At 44.0% G+C, this 17,695-nt stretch carries 19 protein-coding genes; 9 read left to right on the top strand and 10 right to left on the bottom strand.

Features of this window, described 5'->3' with window-relative positions; all coding sequences use genetic code 11:
* Nucleotides 1-265: 265 nt before the first annotated feature.
* Nucleotides 266-835: a Uma2 family endonuclease gene (locus HWQ41_RS10410; RefSeq protein WP_292762222.1), complete on the bottom strand. Its 570-nt coding sequence runs from the start codon at nucleotides 833-835 to the stop codon at nucleotides 266-268.
* Between the two features lie 215 nt (nucleotides 836-1,050).
* On the opposite strand from HWQ41_RS10410, the gene HWQ41_RS10405 reads away from it, so the two are divergent.
* The gene (locus tag HWQ41_RS10405) at nucleotides 1,051-2,868 is read left to right on the top strand and encodes a proline--tRNA ligase (RefSeq protein WP_292762219.1); all 1,818 of its coding nucleotides are present in this window, start codon (nucleotides 1,051-1,053) and stop codon (nucleotides 2,866-2,868) included.
* 377 nt (nucleotides 2,869-3,245) lie between these two features.
* On the top strand, nucleotides 3,246-3,860 hold the full coding sequence (locus tag HWQ41_RS10400; RefSeq protein WP_292762216.1) for a GerMN domain-containing protein: 615 nt from the start codon (nucleotides 3,246-3,248) through the stop codon (nucleotides 3,858-3,860).
* Between the two features lie 71 nt (nucleotides 3,861-3,931).
* On the opposite strand, the gene HWQ41_RS10395 is transcribed toward HWQ41_RS10400, so the two are convergent.
* From HWQ41_RS10395 to HWQ41_RS10380, 4 genes are all read right to left on the bottom strand, one after another.
* A complete protein-coding gene (locus tag HWQ41_RS10395) occupies nucleotides 3,932-4,279 on the bottom strand; it encodes a metalloregulator ArsR/SmtB family transcription factor (RefSeq protein ID WP_292762213.1) in 348 nt (115 codons plus the stop codon).
* A 76-nt stretch (nucleotides 4,280-4,355) separates the two neighbouring features.
* Nucleotides 4,356-4,913: an acetyl-CoA carboxylase biotin carboxyl carrier protein gene (gene accB / locus HWQ41_RS10390; RefSeq protein WP_292762210.1), complete on the bottom strand. Its 558-nt coding sequence runs from the start codon at nucleotides 4,911-4,913 to the stop codon at nucleotides 4,356-4,358.
* A gap of 110 nt (nucleotides 4,914-5,023) precedes the next feature.
* On the bottom strand, nucleotides 5,024-5,581 hold the full coding sequence (gene efp / locus HWQ41_RS10385; RefSeq protein ID WP_292762207.1) for an elongation factor P: 558 nt from the start codon (nucleotides 5,579-5,581) through the stop codon (nucleotides 5,024-5,026).
* A gap of 69 nt (nucleotides 5,582-5,650) precedes the next feature.
* Nucleotides 5,651-5,791, bottom strand: coding sequence for a hypothetical protein (locus HWQ41_RS10380; RefSeq protein WP_292762204.1), 141 nt, complete (start codon nucleotides 5,789-5,791; stop codon nucleotides 5,651-5,653).
* 83 nt (nucleotides 5,792-5,874) lie between these two features.
* Between HWQ41_RS10380 and HWQ41_RS10375 the strand changes: the two genes are divergently transcribed.
* Entirely contained in the window at nucleotides 5,875-6,981 is a 1,107-nt protein-coding gene (locus HWQ41_RS10375) for a peptidylprolyl isomerase (RefSeq protein WP_292762202.1), read from the top strand.
* Nucleotides 6,982-7,124: 143 nt separating this feature from the next.
* On the opposite strand, the gene HWQ41_RS10370 is transcribed toward HWQ41_RS10375, so the two are convergent.
* Nucleotides 7,125-7,727 (bottom strand): Uma2 family endonuclease, encoded by a 603-nt coding sequence (locus HWQ41_RS10370; RefSeq protein WP_292762199.1) that lies wholly within the window; start codon nucleotides 7,725-7,727, stop codon nucleotides 7,125-7,127.
* Between the two features lie 304 nt (nucleotides 7,728-8,031).
* On the opposite strand from HWQ41_RS10370, the gene HWQ41_RS10365 reads away from it, so the two are divergent.
* Complete coding sequence (locus HWQ41_RS10365; RefSeq protein WP_292762198.1) at nucleotides 8,032-8,586, top strand: pentapeptide repeat-containing protein; 555 nt, start codon at nucleotides 8,032-8,034, stop codon at nucleotides 8,584-8,586.
* 26 nt (nucleotides 8,587-8,612) lie between these two features.
* On the opposite strand, the gene HWQ41_RS10360 is transcribed toward HWQ41_RS10365, so the two are convergent.
* Nucleotides 8,613-9,185, bottom strand: a complete 573-nt coding sequence (locus tag HWQ41_RS10360; RefSeq protein WP_292762196.1) for a Uma2 family endonuclease — start codon at nucleotides 9,183-9,185, stop codon at nucleotides 8,613-8,615.
* A 163-nt stretch (nucleotides 9,186-9,348) separates the two neighbouring features.
* On the opposite strand from HWQ41_RS10360, the gene thiL reads away from it, so the two are divergent.
* A complete protein-coding gene (gene thiL / locus HWQ41_RS10355) occupies nucleotides 9,349-10,419 on the top strand; it encodes a thiamine-phosphate kinase (RefSeq protein WP_292762193.1) in 1,071 nt (356 codons plus the stop codon).
* An 84-nt stretch (nucleotides 10,420-10,503) separates the two neighbouring features.
* Here the strand turns inward: thiL and HWQ41_RS10350 are convergent, their stop codons facing one another.
* Nucleotides 10,504-11,517, bottom strand: a complete 1,014-nt coding sequence (locus HWQ41_RS10350) for a type I glyceraldehyde-3-phosphate dehydrogenase (RefSeq protein ID WP_292762191.1) — start codon at nucleotides 11,515-11,517, stop codon at nucleotides 10,504-10,506.
* Between the two features lie 116 nt (nucleotides 11,518-11,633).
* On the bottom strand, nucleotides 11,634-12,260 hold the full coding sequence (gene nadD, locus HWQ41_RS10345; protein ID WP_292762189.1) for a nicotinate (nicotinamide) nucleotide adenylyltransferase: 627 nt from the start codon (nucleotides 12,258-12,260) through the stop codon (nucleotides 11,634-11,636).
* A 403-nt stretch (nucleotides 12,261-12,663) separates the two neighbouring features.
* Here nadD and murC point away from each other — a divergent pair, with 403 nt between their 5' ends.
* The 4 genes from murC (at nucleotide 12,664) to HWQ41_RS10325 (ending at nucleotide 16,340) form a co-directional block, all read left to right on the top strand.
* Nucleotides 12,664-14,127: a UDP-N-acetylmuramate--L-alanine ligase gene (gene murC, locus HWQ41_RS10340; RefSeq protein WP_292762187.1), complete on the top strand. Its 1,464-nt coding sequence runs from the start codon at nucleotides 12,664-12,666 to the stop codon at nucleotides 14,125-14,127.
* A 124-nt stretch (nucleotides 14,128-14,251) separates the two neighbouring features.
* A complete protein-coding gene (murB, locus tag HWQ41_RS10335) occupies nucleotides 14,252-15,250 on the top strand; it encodes a UDP-N-acetylmuramate dehydrogenase (protein ID WP_292762185.1) in 999 nt (332 codons plus the stop codon).
* 187 nt (nucleotides 15,251-15,437) lie between these two features.
* On the top strand, nucleotides 15,438-15,785 hold the full coding sequence (locus HWQ41_RS10330) for a YbaB/EbfC family nucleoid-associated protein (RefSeq protein ID WP_292762183.1): 348 nt from the start codon (nucleotides 15,438-15,440) through the stop codon (nucleotides 15,783-15,785).
* Nucleotides 15,786-15,854: 69 nt separating this feature from the next.
* Nucleotides 15,855-16,340: a low molecular weight protein-tyrosine-phosphatase gene (locus tag HWQ41_RS10325; RefSeq protein ID WP_292762225.1), complete on the top strand. Its 486-nt coding sequence runs from the start codon at nucleotides 15,855-15,857 to the stop codon at nucleotides 16,338-16,340.
* 61 nt (nucleotides 16,341-16,401) lie between these two features.
* Here the strand turns inward: HWQ41_RS10325 and HWQ41_RS10320 are convergent, their stop codons facing one another.
* A complete protein-coding gene (locus HWQ41_RS10320) occupies nucleotides 16,402-17,085 on the bottom strand; it encodes a response regulator transcription factor (protein WP_292762181.1) in 684 nt (227 codons plus the stop codon).
* Nucleotides 17,086-17,695: the final 610 nt, after the last annotated feature.

Below are 17,695 nucleotides of genomic sequence, written 5' to 3'. Positions count from 1 at the left end.
TTGACAATAAATAGTAAATATGTGTAACGTGAATAACCACATCTTTCGTAGGGGTTTAGCAATGCGCTTTACCCCTACAGCATGGTCTATTTACGATCAAAAAATAATTAATCAAAGCCTGAAACAACCTATTTTTGTTAATGCACATCATGATGATTTTGTACAGTGCGTAAGTCCTAGCTTTTTACGAAAGTGAGATGCTCCCATTTTCTGCTGCGGTGGAAAGTGTTGGCAGATAGTGGAGGTTTAGCGGCACTTGCAAATCTTAATAACAAGATAGACTCAAGCTAAATCCTGGCAATACATTTTCACCCGATAATTGTGTGGGCAGAATTCGCACTTCCACATCTTGTTTTTGGCGATAAATTTCCACTTGCTGCTGTTGGGGATTTATCAACCATCCCAATTGCACGCCTGCATCTATATATTCTTGCATTTTGGAACGCAACATTTCCAAATCGTCTGTTGCTGACCTTAATTCAATGACAAAATCTGGTGCAATAGGGGGAAATTTGCGTCTTTGTTCAGGTGTAAGTGCTTGCCAACGTTCTCGTTTAATCCAAGCGGCATCTGGGGAACGGTCAGCACCATTGGGTAATTTAAATATAGTAGAAGAACTGAAAGTGTAACCGAGGCCAGTTTGCCGATTCCAGATTCCCAGATCAATAATTAAATCTGCTTCTCGATTGCCGCTTTCTCCTCCAACGGGGGACATGATGATTAATTCTCCCTTGGCAGTGCGTTCAAATTTCAGTTCGCGGTTATTTTGACATAAGTGATAAAATTGTTCGTCACTCAGGTGAACGGTGTCTAGTTTTAATGTCAAACGACTCATAACCTAGACCTAGATTAAATAGTTGCAAAGATTATATCATGCCATATCTTAACGGCTGTAAGATGCCGATCGCGCTTGCGCTCCGCGCACCACGCAGGTTCAAAAACTAGGATACCTTCTTAGTCCGCCCAGGCGGAGCAGAGTTTGTGTCGCCGCGATTTATAATCGCCTGGTGGTTTATAAACAAATTAGAGATTCTGGAAAGGGATTAAACGATGCGACTTTCACAAATGTTATTTGTTACACTGCGGGATGATCCGGCTGATGCTGAGATTCCCAGCCATAAATTATTACTCCGTGCAGGCTACATTCGTCGCATCGGTAGCGGTATTTATGCTTATCTGCCTTTGATGTGGCGGGTACTGCAAAAAGTTTCCCAGATTGTGCGGGAAGAAATGAACGCTACAGGCGCACAAGAATGTCTTTTACCACAATTACAACCGGCTGATTTATGGAAGGAATCGGGACGCTGGGACACTTACACCAAAGCTGAGGGGATTATGTTTTCCCTGATTGACCGCCGTGAGCAACAATTAGGATTAGGCCCAACTCATGAAGAAGTAATTACAGCGATCGCTCGTGATATGATTCGCTCTTATCGCCAGCTACCACTGCATCTCTACCAAATTCAAACCAAATTCCGCGATGAAATTCGTCCCCGCTTTGGTTTGATGCGCGGACGGGAGTTTATCATGAAGGACGGCTACTCTTTCCATGCCGATGAAGCCAGCCTCAAAGAAACTTACCAGGATATGTATAAAGCCTACAGCAATATCCTGCGGCGTTCTGGTTTAGCTTTTCGGGCAGTGGAAGCTGATTCTGGCGCAATTGGTGGTTCTGGTTCCACAGAATTTATGATTTTGGCGGAAGCTGGGGAAGATGAAGTTCTCTACACTGAGGATGGTAAATACGCCGCTAACGTAGAAAAGGCTGTTTCTTTACCAATTGATGCCGAAACCTCACGGTTTACAACCTATGAGAAACGCGATACACCTGGAACAGAAACCATTGAAAAGGTCTGTCAACTCCTCAACTGTTCTCCCACTCAATTAGTGAAAAATGTCCTTTATCAGACAGTTTATGATAATGGTATAACGGTGTTGGTTCTGGTGAGCATCCGAGGCGATCAGGAAGTTAATGAAGTCAAGTTGCAAAATGAATTGACCAAACTAGCTCCTGAATACGGTGCTAAAACTATTATTAGTTTGAATGTACCAAATGTAGAAGCCCAACAAGCATGGACAACTAAATCTCTACCTTTAGGTTACATTGCGCCAGACATCGCAGATGAGTATATTACCGCCGATAAACAGATCCATCCCAAGTTTTTGCGCTTAGGTGATCAAACAGCCGTTGATTTAAAAAACTTTGTTACAGGCGCGAATGAAGCTGGTTATCACGTAGTTGGTGCTAATTGGGGTGAGCGATTTAAGTTGCCAAGCGGTGTAGTAGATATACGTAAGGCAAGACCAGGCGATCGCGCCATCCATAACCCAGAACAAACTCTTGCAAGCGCCCGTGGAATCGAAGCAGGTCACATCTTCCAATTAGGTACTAAATATTCCCAAGCGATGGGAGCAACTTATACCAATGAACAGGGTGAAGAAAAGCCGCTATTTATGGGTTGTTTTGGCGTAGGTGTATCCCGATTGGCGCAAGCTGCCGTAGAGCAATCTTATGATAAAGATGGGATTATTTGGCCAGTTGCGATCGCACCTTATCACGCGATTGTGACAATTCCTAACATTAAGGATGCTCAACAAGTCGAAATCGCGCAAAAACTTTACACAGAACTCAATCAAGCCGGAATTGAAACCCTACTAGATGACCGCGATGAAAGGGCTGGAGTGAAATTTAAAGATGCTGACTTGATTGGTATACCTTATAGAATTGTAACCGGGCGGGCGATCGCTAATGGCAAAGTCGAAGTTGTAGAAAGAGCCACTCGTAAATCGCAAGAAATTCTCATTGATGAAGTTACAACTACACTTAAACAGTGGATTACCGAAGCAATAAAGGGGAGTAGGGAGTAGAAAATTCCCCATTCCCCACCTGACTTTTCACGTCATGTGGAAAGGGCCACGAAAAACATAACCCCCTTCCCGCAACGGGAAGGGGGAAAATTCAAAGTCTCTCTCCTTTTAGGAGAGAGAAATAGAAGTGAGGTTTTTCAGATATCCTGAAAAGTCAGATTCCCCACTCCCCAAAATTTACATAATTTGGTAGGTGACGGACTAGAAGTAAAAATTCTAAAATTGAATCAGGGACTTGCAGAATTAAAAATAATTGCATTTTGATGCATCAAGCCTCCTCCAGGTTGTGGGAAACTCTCCACTTGTAAGTATCGTCTTTAACCAGGCTGCTCCTCACATAACTACTATATCAGCCCTCAGTCAGGAAGGTTTTGAACATGAAAGACCAACAAGGATCTAATCGTATTTCTTCAGGCGTAATTGCAGCCGTCTCAGCAGCGGTTGTAGCGGTAGGTGGCGGTGTGGCTTGGTTTACTTCACACTCCAGCAATACTCCCACACCGTCAAATCCCTCTGCGCGAATCGTTCAGCCCGCACAGCCATCAACTAAGCAGCCAGCTAATGAGCAAACCGCTAACGTTTATTGGCTCACACCAAAAGACAAAAATATTGCTTTGGTTCCCCAGCCTGTTAAAGTAGCTTCTGTACAGCCCAACCAGGCTTTAGAAGCTGCTTTTCAAAGTTTGTTAGCAGGCCCAAAAGGAGGGACAGATTCGACTACGACCATCCCCAAAGCAACCAAACTGTTGGGGGTGAAGGCCGAAAATGATGAGGTTCACGTTAATTTATCTGAAGATTTTACCAGTGGTGGTGGTAGCACCTCAATGATGGGTCGCGTAGGACAAGTTGTTTATACTGCGACAACTTTAAATCCAAAAGCCAAAGTGTATATTGACGTGAACGGCAAACCGTTGGATGTTTTAGGCGGTGAGGGTCTAGAGTTACAACAACCGCTAACTCGTGAAAGCTTTCAGAAAAATTATCCGCTTTAGTCATTAGTCATTGGTCATTAGTCATTAGTCATTAGTTTTGGACAAATGACAAAGGACAAATGACAATTGACCTAACGTTTGCTATTTAACACACGAAAATTACGGGCTTGCTGTTCTAACCTTGTGGCGAGGCGATCGCAAACCCGATTACACAAATCAAAAATCATTTCATCTTCCACCCGGTAATAGGCGCAAGTTCCTTCACTGCGGCGGCTAAGGATTCCTGCTTGCCACATTACCTTCAGGTGTTTTGACACATTTGCCTGAGAAGTCTGTGTTGCCTCTACCAACTCTTGCACGCATTTTTCTTCATCCCGCAATAAGTGTAGCAGCCGCAGGCGCATCGGCTCACTTAACAGGCTGAAGTATTCAGCTACTTGTTGCACCACTTCTGGTGGTAAAGGCAACGCTTGTTTCATCAGGATTAACCCGCAAGGACTGAAAGTTTTAACGATGACTCATTTGGGATGACTCATTTGATATATAGATTAATACTTAATCAGGGTTAATTCGCATCAAAGGTTGACCATATTCTACAGCGTCACCATTTTGGAGGAGAATTTCCATCACCTGGCCGGAGACTTCGGCTTCGATTTCATTCATCAGCTTCATGGCCTCAATGATACAGACTGTTTGACCCTTGCGGATGCGATCGCCCACTTCCACAAATGCCGCTTCCCCCGGCGCAGGAGCGCGATAAAACGTTCCTACCATTGGGGAAGGCACTTCTACTAATCTCTGGTCAATGGTTGAGGGGGCATTGACTGACAACTGCAATTGTGTGCCAGTACCAGCATTCTCAAACACGCGACCTGTGGACACCTCCGTTACTTGACTTGCGACCCCCTGGTTTCCCAAAGATGAACCCGATGTCAAGCCCGAACCTACCACACCGCCCAAGGTCGCTTGACCCCCCGACAACACCTGATTGCTGATGCTCACAGCCTTACGGACTGTTAGTTCAAAGTCATCGCTTTTGAGCGTAACTTCTGCAATATCTGTTTGGGCGATAGTTGCCAGTAGTTGGCGGATTTCATTAAAGTCCAATGGCACAGTTTTTATTACCTCGACCTATCCGTAAATTAGCATCTTAAGTGTGGCAGGGATTTAATCCCTATGTAGGGATTTAAATCGGGGGACAAACATCTCAGTGGAGATGAAAGTTATTCCCTGCTGATATATTTATCTTCCTGAGTATCAATTCGGATGCGTTCTCCTTGGGTGATAAACAAAGGAACCATCACAATTGCACCAGTTTCCACAGTTGCTGGTTTTGAGCCACCTGTGGCAGTGTCACCTTTTACACCTGGATCTGTTTGTACAACTTCCAGAACCACAGACTTAGGCAATTCTACTCCCAGCACCTGTTCGCCCCACCGGATAACTTCGGCTTCCATACCTTCCTTGAGGTATTTGACGCGATCACCAATTTGTGCGCGGGTCAATCTGCCTTCTTCGTATGTTTCCATATCCATAAAGACAAACTCATCGCCCTCTTTATAGGTATGTTGCATCGTGCTTTTTTCTAAGGTGGCTTGCGGCAGCGTTTCCCCCGCTCGGAACGTTTTTTCAATCACGCTCCCACTTTGGACATTTCTCAGTTTGGTTCTTACAAAGGCGGAACCTTTGCCTGGCTTAACGTGGAGGAATTCGATCACTCGCCATACAGATCCATCTAAGACAATTGAAACACCAGGTCGAAAATCGTTACTGGAGATCATGAAACTTTCAAATTTTGGAAGACAATCGGCATTTATTGTACCCTTCAAGCGGAGTAATTAGCTATTTAGTCATGGGGCACTGGGCATTGGGCATTGGGCATGGGGCATTGGGCATTGCTTATTCTCCTTGTCTCCCTTGTCTCTCCCTGCTTCCTCATCTCCCTCATCCCACCACTCCCCACTTCCCCATTCACTTGCATTTATTTTCACTCAGCACTCAGCACTCATGCTGTGGGAAGATTATTGATGGGTTACGTCCAGTCAACAATTTAATGCTGCATTTGAGTTATCCCATGCTTAACTTATTAAAATCCTGGCTGAAGAACAGCCTAATGGCAATACTGCTGGTAACAATATTTTTAGGCATAACTACAGCTGGGTGGACTCCCTCCAGTAGTGCCGCGCTCCCAGCCGGCAATGCAATTACCGACGGCAAGGCTCTGTTGCGGTATGCACTCCCGATAGATAACAAACCTGTGCGGCAACTACAAGCCAGTTTAGAGGACATCTCTGCCCAACTGCGGGCGAATCGGCGGTGGGGTGCGATTTCCAAAGACATCAGCAAAGCATCCCGCATTCTTGATAAACCCTCCCAAATCTTAACAAGCGTTCCCGAAGAACGCCAACCCCAAGCCGAAGCTTGGATTACCGAGTTGAAATCTGGGGTGGGTAAACTGCAAGAATTAGCGAACAGCAAAGATAAAGAACAAATTCTGCAAGATAGAGCTAAACTGCTGAATCTCGTCACTCAGCTAGAAGAGTCAATGGTGAAACAATTCCCCTTTGAAGTGCCTGCCCAGTACAGTAACCTGCCGCAACTTAAAGGTCGTGCCACTGTAGAATTCAAAACTAACAAAGGCGATTTGACCCTCGTAGTAGACGGTTACAGCGCCCCTGTCACTGCTGGGAATTTTGTAGATTTGGTACAGAGGGGTTTTTATAATGGCTTAGAATTTACCCGTTCTGAAGAATCTTACTTTCTCCAAACTGGAGATCCTGCTGGGAAAGATGTGGGTTTCATTGACCCAACAACGGGCAAATATCGCGCTATTCCTTTAGAAGTCTTAGTTCAGGGCGATAAAGCGCCTACCTATGGCATTACTTTAGAAGAAGCTGGTCGTTACGTTGATATGCCAGTTCTGCCTTTCTCTGCCTTTGGTGCAGTGGTGATGGCTCGTCCCGAAAGTGAAGTGAATGGAGGTTCATCACAATTTTTCTTCTTTTTGTTTGAACCAGAACTCACCCCCGCCGGACGCAACCTATTGGATGGTCGTTATGCCGTTTTTGGCTATCTCACCGAAGGCAGAGAAGTTTTGGATAAACTGAAGGCGGGTGACAAAATTGAATCGGCAACTGTGGTTCAGGGAATAGAAAATCTGGTTGAGCCGCAAGCTGCATAAGAAGGGAGTAGGGGGAGATGAGGGAGATGAGGGAGATGAGGGAGAATAATTACTAACTCTTAACTTCTAACTCTTAACTTCTAACTCCTAACTTCTAACTCCTAACTCCTAACTCCTAACTTCTAACTCCTAACTCCTAACTTCTAACTCCCCTGACTCAGCTTCCCGGCGGTGAACACCTGATCAACTGCGTTCACGAAGTGTGCCGCAGGTATCGCTAATTCGGGAAAAGTCCGTGATACAATTTGCTGGTTGGCAGTAAAAACTGTTTCTTCGTAAAATCCATCTTCCAGTAGTAACACCGAAATTTTTGCTTTCAGTGAGTCTACAATCCAATATTCAGGAACCTCTAAGGCTGCATATTCAGATCGCTTATGGCGATAGTCCCGTTTCACCGACTCTGGACTGACCACCTCGACAATTAGTAACGGGGGTGACTCAAATACTGCTGAGGTATTCAATAATTCTCTAGCTTGCTCCAATGTCACTACACACAAATCAGTCAACCTAGATTTATTTCTACCCGTTCTCACCCCACTTTCCCGAAAACACAGCCAAGTAGAATTACAACGTTTGATTTCTGCTTTCAAGGCAGTATCCAAAAAATCGACAATTAGGAAATGTTCAATAGTCGGTGGATTCATTAGCTCTAGCTTGCCATCCACCAGTTCATAATGGAAATCGCTACCATCATCATAGGTTAAGTACTCCTCAAAGGTGATGCTGGTTACTGGTGTACTGACCATCCCAACTGTCTCCTAAACGATACCCTGATCTTAAACAGTAAAGTGAGGAGGATGAAGGGCAGGGCGAACGCATCATGTAAATAAAGGGATTCTATTCTCAATAAACTCCAAAATAGTCGCATTAATCACTACTTCTTGACACATGTTTAGCGTAAGCGTAGACCGTCGTAGACATCGCTTTGAGTCTTGGAAACTAAACCAAACGAGAAATGCTGATTTTGTCGTTGGTTCTTAACGTTGGTTGCGATCAAGAGTAATTTAGATGCGTTTGCCCTGGAGTGTAAATGGATGCTAGAGATAAGTTATGGACAGAGAGGAATTTATCAAGCGCTACAGTAATGAAACCGATTTGGTTGGGATTGATTTGAGTGGAGCTGATCTCAGAGGACTTGGTTTTGATGGGGATATGAGTGGAGCCAATCTCAGTGATGCCAACTTGGAAGGAGCTGATTTGGGAGCTGTTGAACTGTGCGATGCCAACTTGAGTGGAGCTAACTTGAGAAATGCCATTTTGGATGATATTGACTTCAGTGGAGCTAATCTCACTGGAGCTGACCTGACCGGTGTTCGTATGCATCAAGCCAGTTTCAATAATGCTATTTTGAAGGATGTTAACCTGAGTGGTGCCGATTTGTTGCAAACTGTATTTGATAGTGCTGACTTGAGGAGTGCCAATCTCAGTGAAGCTTTTCTCGATGAAACTTTCTTTTACAATACCAACCTCACCAACGCCAATTTGATGGGGGCTAAGTACTTGAGTGGACATAGACTGAAGGGTACTATCTTGTGCAACACTATCATGCCAGATGGGAGTATTAGAAATGATGGTTGTAGGGAAATGAGGGAGAATAATTACTAACTCTTAACTTCTAGCTTCTAACTCCCCTAACTCAGATTGCCGGCGGTGAACACCTGATCAACTGCGATCGCTAATTCGCGAAAAGTCCGTGATAAAATTTGCTGGTTGGCAGTAAAAACTGTTTCTTCGTAAAATCCATCTTCCAGTAGTAACACCGAAATTTTTGCTTTCAGTGAGTCTACAATCCAATATTCAGGAACCTCTAAGGCTGCATATTCAGATCGCTTATGGCGATAGTCCCGTTTCACCGACTCTGGACTGACCACCTCGACAATTAGTAACGGGGGTGACTCAAATACTGCTGAGGTATTCAATAATTCTCTAGCTTGCTCCAATGTCACTACACACAAATCAGTCAACCTAGATTTATTTCTACCCGTTCTCACCCCACTTTCCCGAAAACACAGCCAAGTAGAATTACAACGTTTGATTTCTGCTTTCAAGGCAGTATCCAAAAAATCGACAATTAGGAAATGTTCAATAGTCGGTGGATTCATTAGCTCTAGCTTGCCATCCACCAGTTCATAATGGAAATCGCTACCATCATCATAGGTTAAGTACTCCTCAAAGGTGATGCTGGTTACTGGTGTACTGACCATCCCAACTGTCTCCTAAACAATACCCATATCTTAAATCGTAAAGCCAGGGAAATGAGACAGATAAAGGAGCAGGGGGAGTAAGAATTTTAGATTTTGGATTTTAGATTGAAATTTAATCCAAAATCGTCAATCCAAAATCAAAAATTGAATTGCCCAATGCCCAATGAACAGTGAGTTAGCTTCTCAACAAGTAAAAGACATCGGTGAACAAGGTCTTTTAGAAAGATTGCAGCGCTTCTGTCCTCCAGAAATTATTGGAGATGATGCAGCAGTACTTGTGACTGCACCAGAGCAATCTTTGGTGGTGACAACAGATGTGCTGGTTGATGGCGTACATTTTAGCAACCTCACCACTTCCCCAGAAGATGCTGGTTGGCGATCTGCTGCTGCCAATTTATCAGATTTAGCAGCAATGGGCGCTTCTCCATTGGGAATCACTGTCGGATTGGGACTTCCCGGTGAAGTTAGGGTGAGTTGGGTTGAGCGACTATACCAGGGAATGACAGAATGCCTGCAAAAATACAATACCCCAATTGTCGGGGGTGATATTGTGCGATCGCCTGTGACGACTCTGGCAATTACCGCTTTTGGTCAAGTTCACCCTAATCAAATTATCCGCCGTTCTGCTGCTGTTATCGGAGATGCGATCGTCGTTACAGGTGTTCATGGAGCCTCCCAGGCTGGCTTACAACTGCTCTTGCATCCCGAATTGGGACAAAGCCTCAACAATGAAGAAAAGACGCCTCTAATCCGCGCACACCAGCGCCCACAGCCACGATTAGATGTGTTACCAATCCTCTGGAAAATCTTAGATTCCCAATCCAAAATCCAAGTTGCGCTGGAAGCGCACCAAAGGTGCGACCTAAAATCCAAAATTCCTGTAGCTGGTATGGATAGCAGCGATGGTTTGGCAGATGCGATTATCCAAATTTGCCGCGCCAGTGGCGTTGGCGCTGTTCTAGAATGCAGACAAATTCCCGTACCAAAAACTTTTAACCATTGGTTGCCACAAGAGCAAGCGCTAGAATATGCTCTATATGGTGGCGAAGACTTTGAATTAGTGCTGTGCTTACCACAAGAGTCAGCATCAGCCTTAGTGCAACATCTTGGTGAAGGTGCTGCGATCGTGGGCAGGGTTACAGCCGGATCAACGGTACTATTGCACGACGAACAAAAAAAATTTCCTGACCAAGTTCTGAGTCTTAGTCAGGGATTTCAACACTTCGATAGTTAGAAGTTATGAGTTATGAGTTTTAATTCCTAACTCCTCACTCCTGTACAGACGCGATTAATCGCGTCTCTCCTCCTAACTTTTTAATTAAACCCACTTCTCGGCTACCAATTCCGCCAAATCCAAAACTCGTTGGCTGTAACCCCACTCGTTGTCATACCACGCCATAACTTTCACTAGGTCATTACCTAAGACAAAAGTCAAGTTGCCATCGACAATCGAAGAAGCATCATGACCTTGATAATCGGAAGATACTAATTCTAGTTCGCTATAGTCCAAAATGCCTTTGAGTGGCCCTTCAGCAGCATCTTTAAGAGCTTGGTTAACTTCTTCAGTAATAGTACGCTTCTCAACCTGAACTACGAAATCTACCATTGAGACGTTCGGGGTCGGTACACGCAAGGCAACGCCATTTAGCTTGCCTCTAAGCTCTGGGATTACCAGTGCTACTGCTTTTGCCGCTCCAGTGGAGGTGGGTACAATATTTATTGCTGCTGCCCTCGCCCGTCGCAAATCCCGGTGAGAAGCGTCTAGCAAGCGCTGATCACCTGTATAACTATGGGTGGTGGTCATCGTGCCTTTGATAATGCCGAATCTATCGTTCAACACCTTGGCGATCGGCGCCAAGCAGTTGGTTGTACAGCTAGCATTACTGATAATGTGGTGTATGTTGTGGTCATAGTCGTGATGATTCACACCAATCACAAAAGTGCCATCCTCGTTTTTACCAGGAGCGGTAATCAGAACTTTCTTGGCTCCAGCATTCACATGCTTGAGCGCTCCTTCTTTGCTAGTAAACACCCCGGTTGCTTCGATAATTAGGTCAATTCCCCAATCTTTCCAGGGCAATTTTTCTGGGTTGCGATCAGATACGCACTTAATGGTCTTACCGTTAACGATGATAGAGTTATCATCGGCACTAATCTCAGCACCCTTGATCTTGCCTAGCATCGAGTCATACTTCAGCAGGTGAGCATTGGTTCTAGGGTCTGACGTGTCATTAATAGCGACAAGATCGATTTTACTATTCTCTCTACCCACCCAACAACGCGCAAAGTTACGTCCAATCCGCCCGAAACCGTTGATTGCAACTCTAATCACAGTGTCTTGCCCTCTGTATTTATGCTTATATGTTGATATCGTTGACCCCAATCATATCGCAAAGGGGGGAAGGACTCTTAACCATAAAGTGTTAGATCAATAAAAAAACACATAATTTATTCAGATTTGTGGGAATAGAGATTGTTGTTAGTGATATATGATCTAACCGATTCCGGGACTAAATAACGAATTGACTGGTGTTCACGGCAAAATTTGCGAATTAGACTTGACGAAACTCCTACTAAAGGTATATTCAAGAGTTGCCAGTAAATGGTATGTGACTGCTCCCTGATTTGTTGCTCTACTTGCTTGCAGATTAATTCGCTTTGAGTTATAGTCTCACCACCTAGCTGTCGGGGTGCGATTAACCAATCACACATTTGTGCTAGTTCGTGTCCACGGTACCAACGAGGTAAGGTTTGGAAAGTATCCAAGCCCACAATCCAGTACCAGTGAGTATTTGGATAAGAAGCAGATAAGTGAATCAGGGTGTTAATGGCATAAGAAGTCCCAGAGCGATTTGCCTCCACTCGTGAGACAGTAAACGCTGGGTTATCTTTTATGGCTAATTGCAGCATTTGCACACGATGCTCAAACAAAGCTGCTTCTTTGTGAGGAGGATTTAGGGATGGTACCCAAATTACCTTTTCAAGGGATACTTGATGCAAAGCTGTCTCGCCTACGAGCAGGTGTCCCCAATGAATTGGATCAAATGTGCCACCAAAAATTGCAAGTTGTTGCATCCAGTTATGCCTGGGTTTTATGCAATTGAAAAATAGTTTCATTACCAATGTACTATTGTACTCAATTCACGCCTAGACTTGATGCAATTTCAAATCAGTTTCACTAAACAATGTATTATGTAGCCAATTCCAGTAAGGTAGCCAAAAATATGTATTTGACATTACAAGAATTTCTTTCCCGATGCGGCCAAAATTTTCCGAATAATCTTAAGAACAGTTCAAAAATAGCAAAAACCTCCAACCAAGGTAAAATCATTCTGAATAAGGAAAACCAGAGCAGAAACATCATTCGGATATCAAACATAAACATGATATAGGAGCAGTTACGGTAAAAATCAAATTCCTGTTATGATACGCGTGTCATTTGTGATTATGGTGTGGTGTGGTGTAAGAGGAGCAATAAATGACTAATTCTGTAGATTTTAGTGGTAGACCATTTCATTTCATTGGCATCGGTGGCATAGGTATGTCTGCTCTGGCATACGTTCTCGCCAAGCGTCAATTTCCAGTATCAGGTTCGGATCTTCGTGCAAACCACATTACGCACAAGTTGGAATCTATCGGTGCTCATATTTTTGATAGACAAGAGGCAAGCAATCTCGAATTCTTTCGCCCTCAGGTATTGGCGAATGCAGTAGTATTAAATTCACAAGAACAATTACCTGCTGATACTAAGTCAAAACTGCCTCAAGTCATTTGTTCAACAGCAATTAACACAAATAATTTAGAATACAAAGCAGCGCTAGAATTAGGTTGTCCAATTTTACATCGTTCAGATGTACTGGCAGCTTTAATTGCCGATTACTACAGTATTGCAGTGGCAGGAACACACGGCAAAACTACAACCAGTAGCATGATTGGCTATATGCTTTTGGAAGCAGGTCTAGACCCAACGATTTTAGTAGGTGGCGAAGTCAATGCTTGGGAAGGTAATGCTCGATTGGGACAAAGCCAATATTTGGTAGCCGAAGCAGATGAATCTGATGGTTCCTTGGTAAAACACGCTCCAGAGATTGGCATCATCACCAATATTGAACTCGATCATCCTGACCACTACGAGACATTAGAAGAAGTCATTGACATCTTCCAGACATTTGCTAAGGGTTGTAAAACGTTAATAGGTAGCATTGACTGTGCTACAGTCCGCGATCGCTTGCAACCCACAATCAGCTACAGCTTACACTCAGATACAGAGGCTGATTATACCGTCACTAATATTGATTATCGTGCTGATGGCACCACGGCTCTAGTTTGGGAAAGAGGCAAAGCTTTGGGCGTGTTGAAGTTACGCCTGCTCAGTCGGCACAATCTCAGCAATGCCCTAGCAGCAGTGGCTGTTGGTCGCGTCTTGGGCTTAGAATTTGGAGCAATTGCCAAAGGTATTGCTACCTTTGAAGGAGCAAGACGCCGTTTTGAGTTCCGGGGTGAAGTTGATGGTATTACCTTCATCGATGACTATGCTCATCATCCCAGCGAGATTCGCGCTACTCTCGCCGCAGCACGTTTACAGGCAAGACCAGGGCAAAGAGTGGTTGCGATCTTCCAACCCCATCGCTATAGCCGTACACTGACCTTTTTAGAAGAATTTGCCGAGTCCTTTACCCATGCTGATTTGGTTGTGCTGACTGATATTTACAGTGCAGGCGAACCCAATTTAGGGCAAATTAGTGGTGAACATCTAGCGGCGGAAATTGCTAAACACCATTCGCAGGTAGTTTATCAACCAACTTTACCCTCAGTGTGTGAGTACTTACTACAAACACTACGCCCTGGAGACTTGGCGCTGTTTTTGGGGGCTGGGAACTTGAATCAGGTGATTCCTGAAGTAATGACGACACTTTGCGAACCTGCTAAAGCCACATCCTAAGTGGAGACTTTGCGAAGTTTTATTTCTGAGCAAAGCGCCCGTCTAGCAAGGGTTCCATAGGTTAACTCTATTACCGTATCTTTGCGGTAAATAAATGTAAAAATTTTACCAATATAAAGTAAAGATGACAATTTCCCAGGCAGCTGGAAACGTCTGCACAGTTTCTGCTTTGAATACAAAGAAACACCAAACAGCTAATTCGGTGGAGAGTGAAGTAATTTACTTACCCAGTACTGATTGTGCGATCAAGTCTCAGGCTTGCTTGTCAGCATTCACTTCCTATAGAGTTGGGGGAGCAGCTGATTGGTACGTTGCCCCCCGAAACTTAGAAGCACTACAAGCAAGTCTTAAATACGCAAAAGAACGTGATTTAAAGGTGACAACACTGGGAGCAGGTTCTAACTTGTTGGTGAGCGATCGCGGTATAACAGGTTTAGTCATTGCAACTCGTCATCTCCGCTTCAGCAACTTTGACCCAGATACAGGTCAATTAACCGTTGCTGCTGGAGAATCAATTCCTAGTTTGGCATGGGCAGCAGCAGAATTAGGATGGCAAGGATTGGAGTGGGCTGTTGGTATCCCAGGAACAGCAGGAGGTGCCGTAGTGATGAATGCAGGGGCACATAATAGCTGTATCGCAGATATGTTAGTTAGCGCCCAGGTACTTTCACCCGATGGTACGCTGGAAACTCTGACCCCGGAACAGTTAGGTTATAGCTACCGGACTTCATTATTGCAAGGTGGCGATCGCATAGTCACCCAAGCCACCCTACAACTCGCGCCTGGTGCCGACCCAGCAAAAGTTGTGGCAATCACCAAACAACACAAAAAACATCGGTTGAGCACCCAACCATACAACTTCCCCAGTTGTGGCAGTGTGTTCCGCAATCCCAAACCTTACAGCGCTGGCTGGTTAATTGAACAAACTGGTCTGAAAGGCTACCAAATTGGTGGAGCACAAGTAGCACTACTCCACGCTAATTTTATCGTTAACCGTGGTGGGGCAAAAGCTAGTGATATCTTCTGTCTCATTCGCCATATCCAACATCAGGTACAAGAACGTTGGTCTATTAATTTAGAGCCAGAAGTCAAAATGCTCGGAGAGTTTCAAGGTGCTTGTTGAAACTTTCAATTCCGGGGATGGGGATTGGGAACTGGGGAGATGAGAGAGATCAGGGAGATGGGGTGTAACCAATGCCCAATGCCCAATTCTAGAATGCATTAATTATTGGTAAAAAAAGAGGCAAATTACTTACCGCATCTATAATTGAATTTGATTTGTTATTCAACGCACAGGCGTACAAATAATTATGACAGGAAAAGGACAGGGATTCGGCTTTGGCTTAGGAAAAATGAAAGAATTAGCTGAAGCTTTTAAGAAAGCGCAGCAAGTTCAAGAAGGCGCAAAGCGACTCCAAGAAGAATTGGAGCAAATGGAGATTCAAGGAGAATCTGGCGGTGGTCTGGTGAAGGTGATTGTCAGTGGGAACCAAGAACCTAAGCGAGTGGAAATTTCTCCCGATGCTTTAGGGGAAGGTGCAGAAGTACTTTCCGATCTCGTGACAGTGGCAATGAAAGAAGCCTACAACAAGTCCACAGCAACAATGCGGGAACGTATGGAAGAATTAACCAGTGGACTGGAACTTCCTGGATTTTAGTCAAGAGTCATTGGTCATTGGTCAAAGGACAAGTGACAAATGACTCTTGACAAAGGACAAAAAATATCTATGTCTTACAAGTTGCTATTTGTCTGCTTAGGTAACATCTGCCGATCGCCATCGGCAGAAAACATTATGAATCATCTCATTGAGCAGGCTGGCTTGAGCGAACACATTCTCTGTGACTCTGCTGGTACATCTAGTTATCACATTGGTAGCCCGCCTGACAGACGCATGAGTGCTGCGGCTGCGACAAAGTTGGGAATTAAACTGCGTGGTCGCGCACGCCAGTTTCAAAAGTCAGACTTTCAAGACTTTGATTTGATTTTGGCGATGGATCAAGAAAATTATGAGAACATCCTCACTCTTGATCAAACTAAGCAATATCAGCAGAAAGTGCATTTGATGTGCGAGTTTTGCTCTCGACACACCCTGAAGGAAGTTCCAGATCCCTATTACGGTGGTCAAGAGGGATTTAATCAGGTTATTGATTTACTGATCGATGCTTGTGAAGGTCTGCTCACATACGTTACTAGCCAACAACCAATAATTTAAAGTTATGAGTTATGAATTATGAGTTACCTCTTCTCCCCTTAATTCCTAACTCCTCACTTTTTTATTCCACTAGACCATGCTTAATCGCAAAACGCACTAATTCGGCTCGGTTGCTGGTTGAGGTTTTTCTCAATAAACTGCTAACGTATTTTTCCACTGTTCGAGGACTCAGGTGTAGCTGATGACCCATTTCGGCATTAGAAAGACCATGAGTCAATAACTCTAAGACTTCCTGTTCTCTATGAGTTAGAGGTGAGTGCAAATGGGATTTCTGAATTTGAGTGGATAAAGAATTATGGACATCCGCCGCTTTTGTTGAGGCGGAAATGCCCAAACTCTCTTTATGAGAAAACCGATACTCCGATTGAATGATTTGCGATCGCTCCAAAAGATTGCGGATTGCTGCTGCTAACTCTTCCAGTTCAAAAGGCTTGGGTAAGTATAAATCGCACCCCGACTGGTAGCCTAGGATTCTTTCCTGGGTCTTAGTGCGTGCCGTTAATAAAATTACAGGCAATAAACGAAACACTGGTTGTTGGCGCACCCGGCGCACCAGTTCATAGCCATTCATCCGTGGCATAACGATATCCGTGACAATTAAATCAGGATGATACTCATCCACCATAATCAAAGCCTCTTGACCGTCATTAGCCGTGATCACTGAGTAGCCAGACAGTTCAAGATAGTCGCTAACAGACAGACGAGTGCCCAAATCATCATCCACTACAAGGATCGTCAAGGGCATGGACAATACACCCCTAGCATTTTTTTACTGAGAAATTTGCTTCTACGTGTTCCATCAGTGAACACAGGCAAGAATAGTGTTCTTATGTTTGATACTATGATAGGATTACCAGCTAATAAATGCCTTCAGAGTTGATTTATAAAGAAAATCTTAAATCATTAGGAAGGTTAACGAAGTTAAACTCACCTTCGACTCCCTGTGCTTGGGAGGCACAGAGAGCTTTGTAATTTGTAACAACTCATCAATAAGGCAGAGCAAATGCTCACCATAGTATAAATTAATATTGACATAATAAATAATTTCCCGAAAGCTAAGTAAGTAGGCGTGAATAACTAAAGGTTTGTAGTAAGCGGCTCTAGCTCTGAAAATAAGGCTAGAGCCGCTTACTAAGAGAGAATTTAATTAATTTTACATTGCGTAACATAGTTTGATTTATTCTTGCCCACTTACTTAAGTAAGTATAAATATAGCAGTTTTTTGTCATTAGTCTTTAGCCAATCACTAATGATTATTGCTGTCAGGTAACTTAAAGTTGCCGGAAAACTCTTAATTGTGAACTTAGAAAAGCTAAATTAGTGATATAGCGGTTCTTAGTTGAGTGAGGTACAAG

Source organism: Nostoc sp. NOS(2021) (assembly GCF_017115025.1).
GTDB lineage: Bacteria > Cyanobacteriota > Cyanobacteriia > Cyanobacteriales > Nostocaceae > Nostoc.
This window is presented reverse-complemented; position numbering and strand designations above follow the sequence as displayed.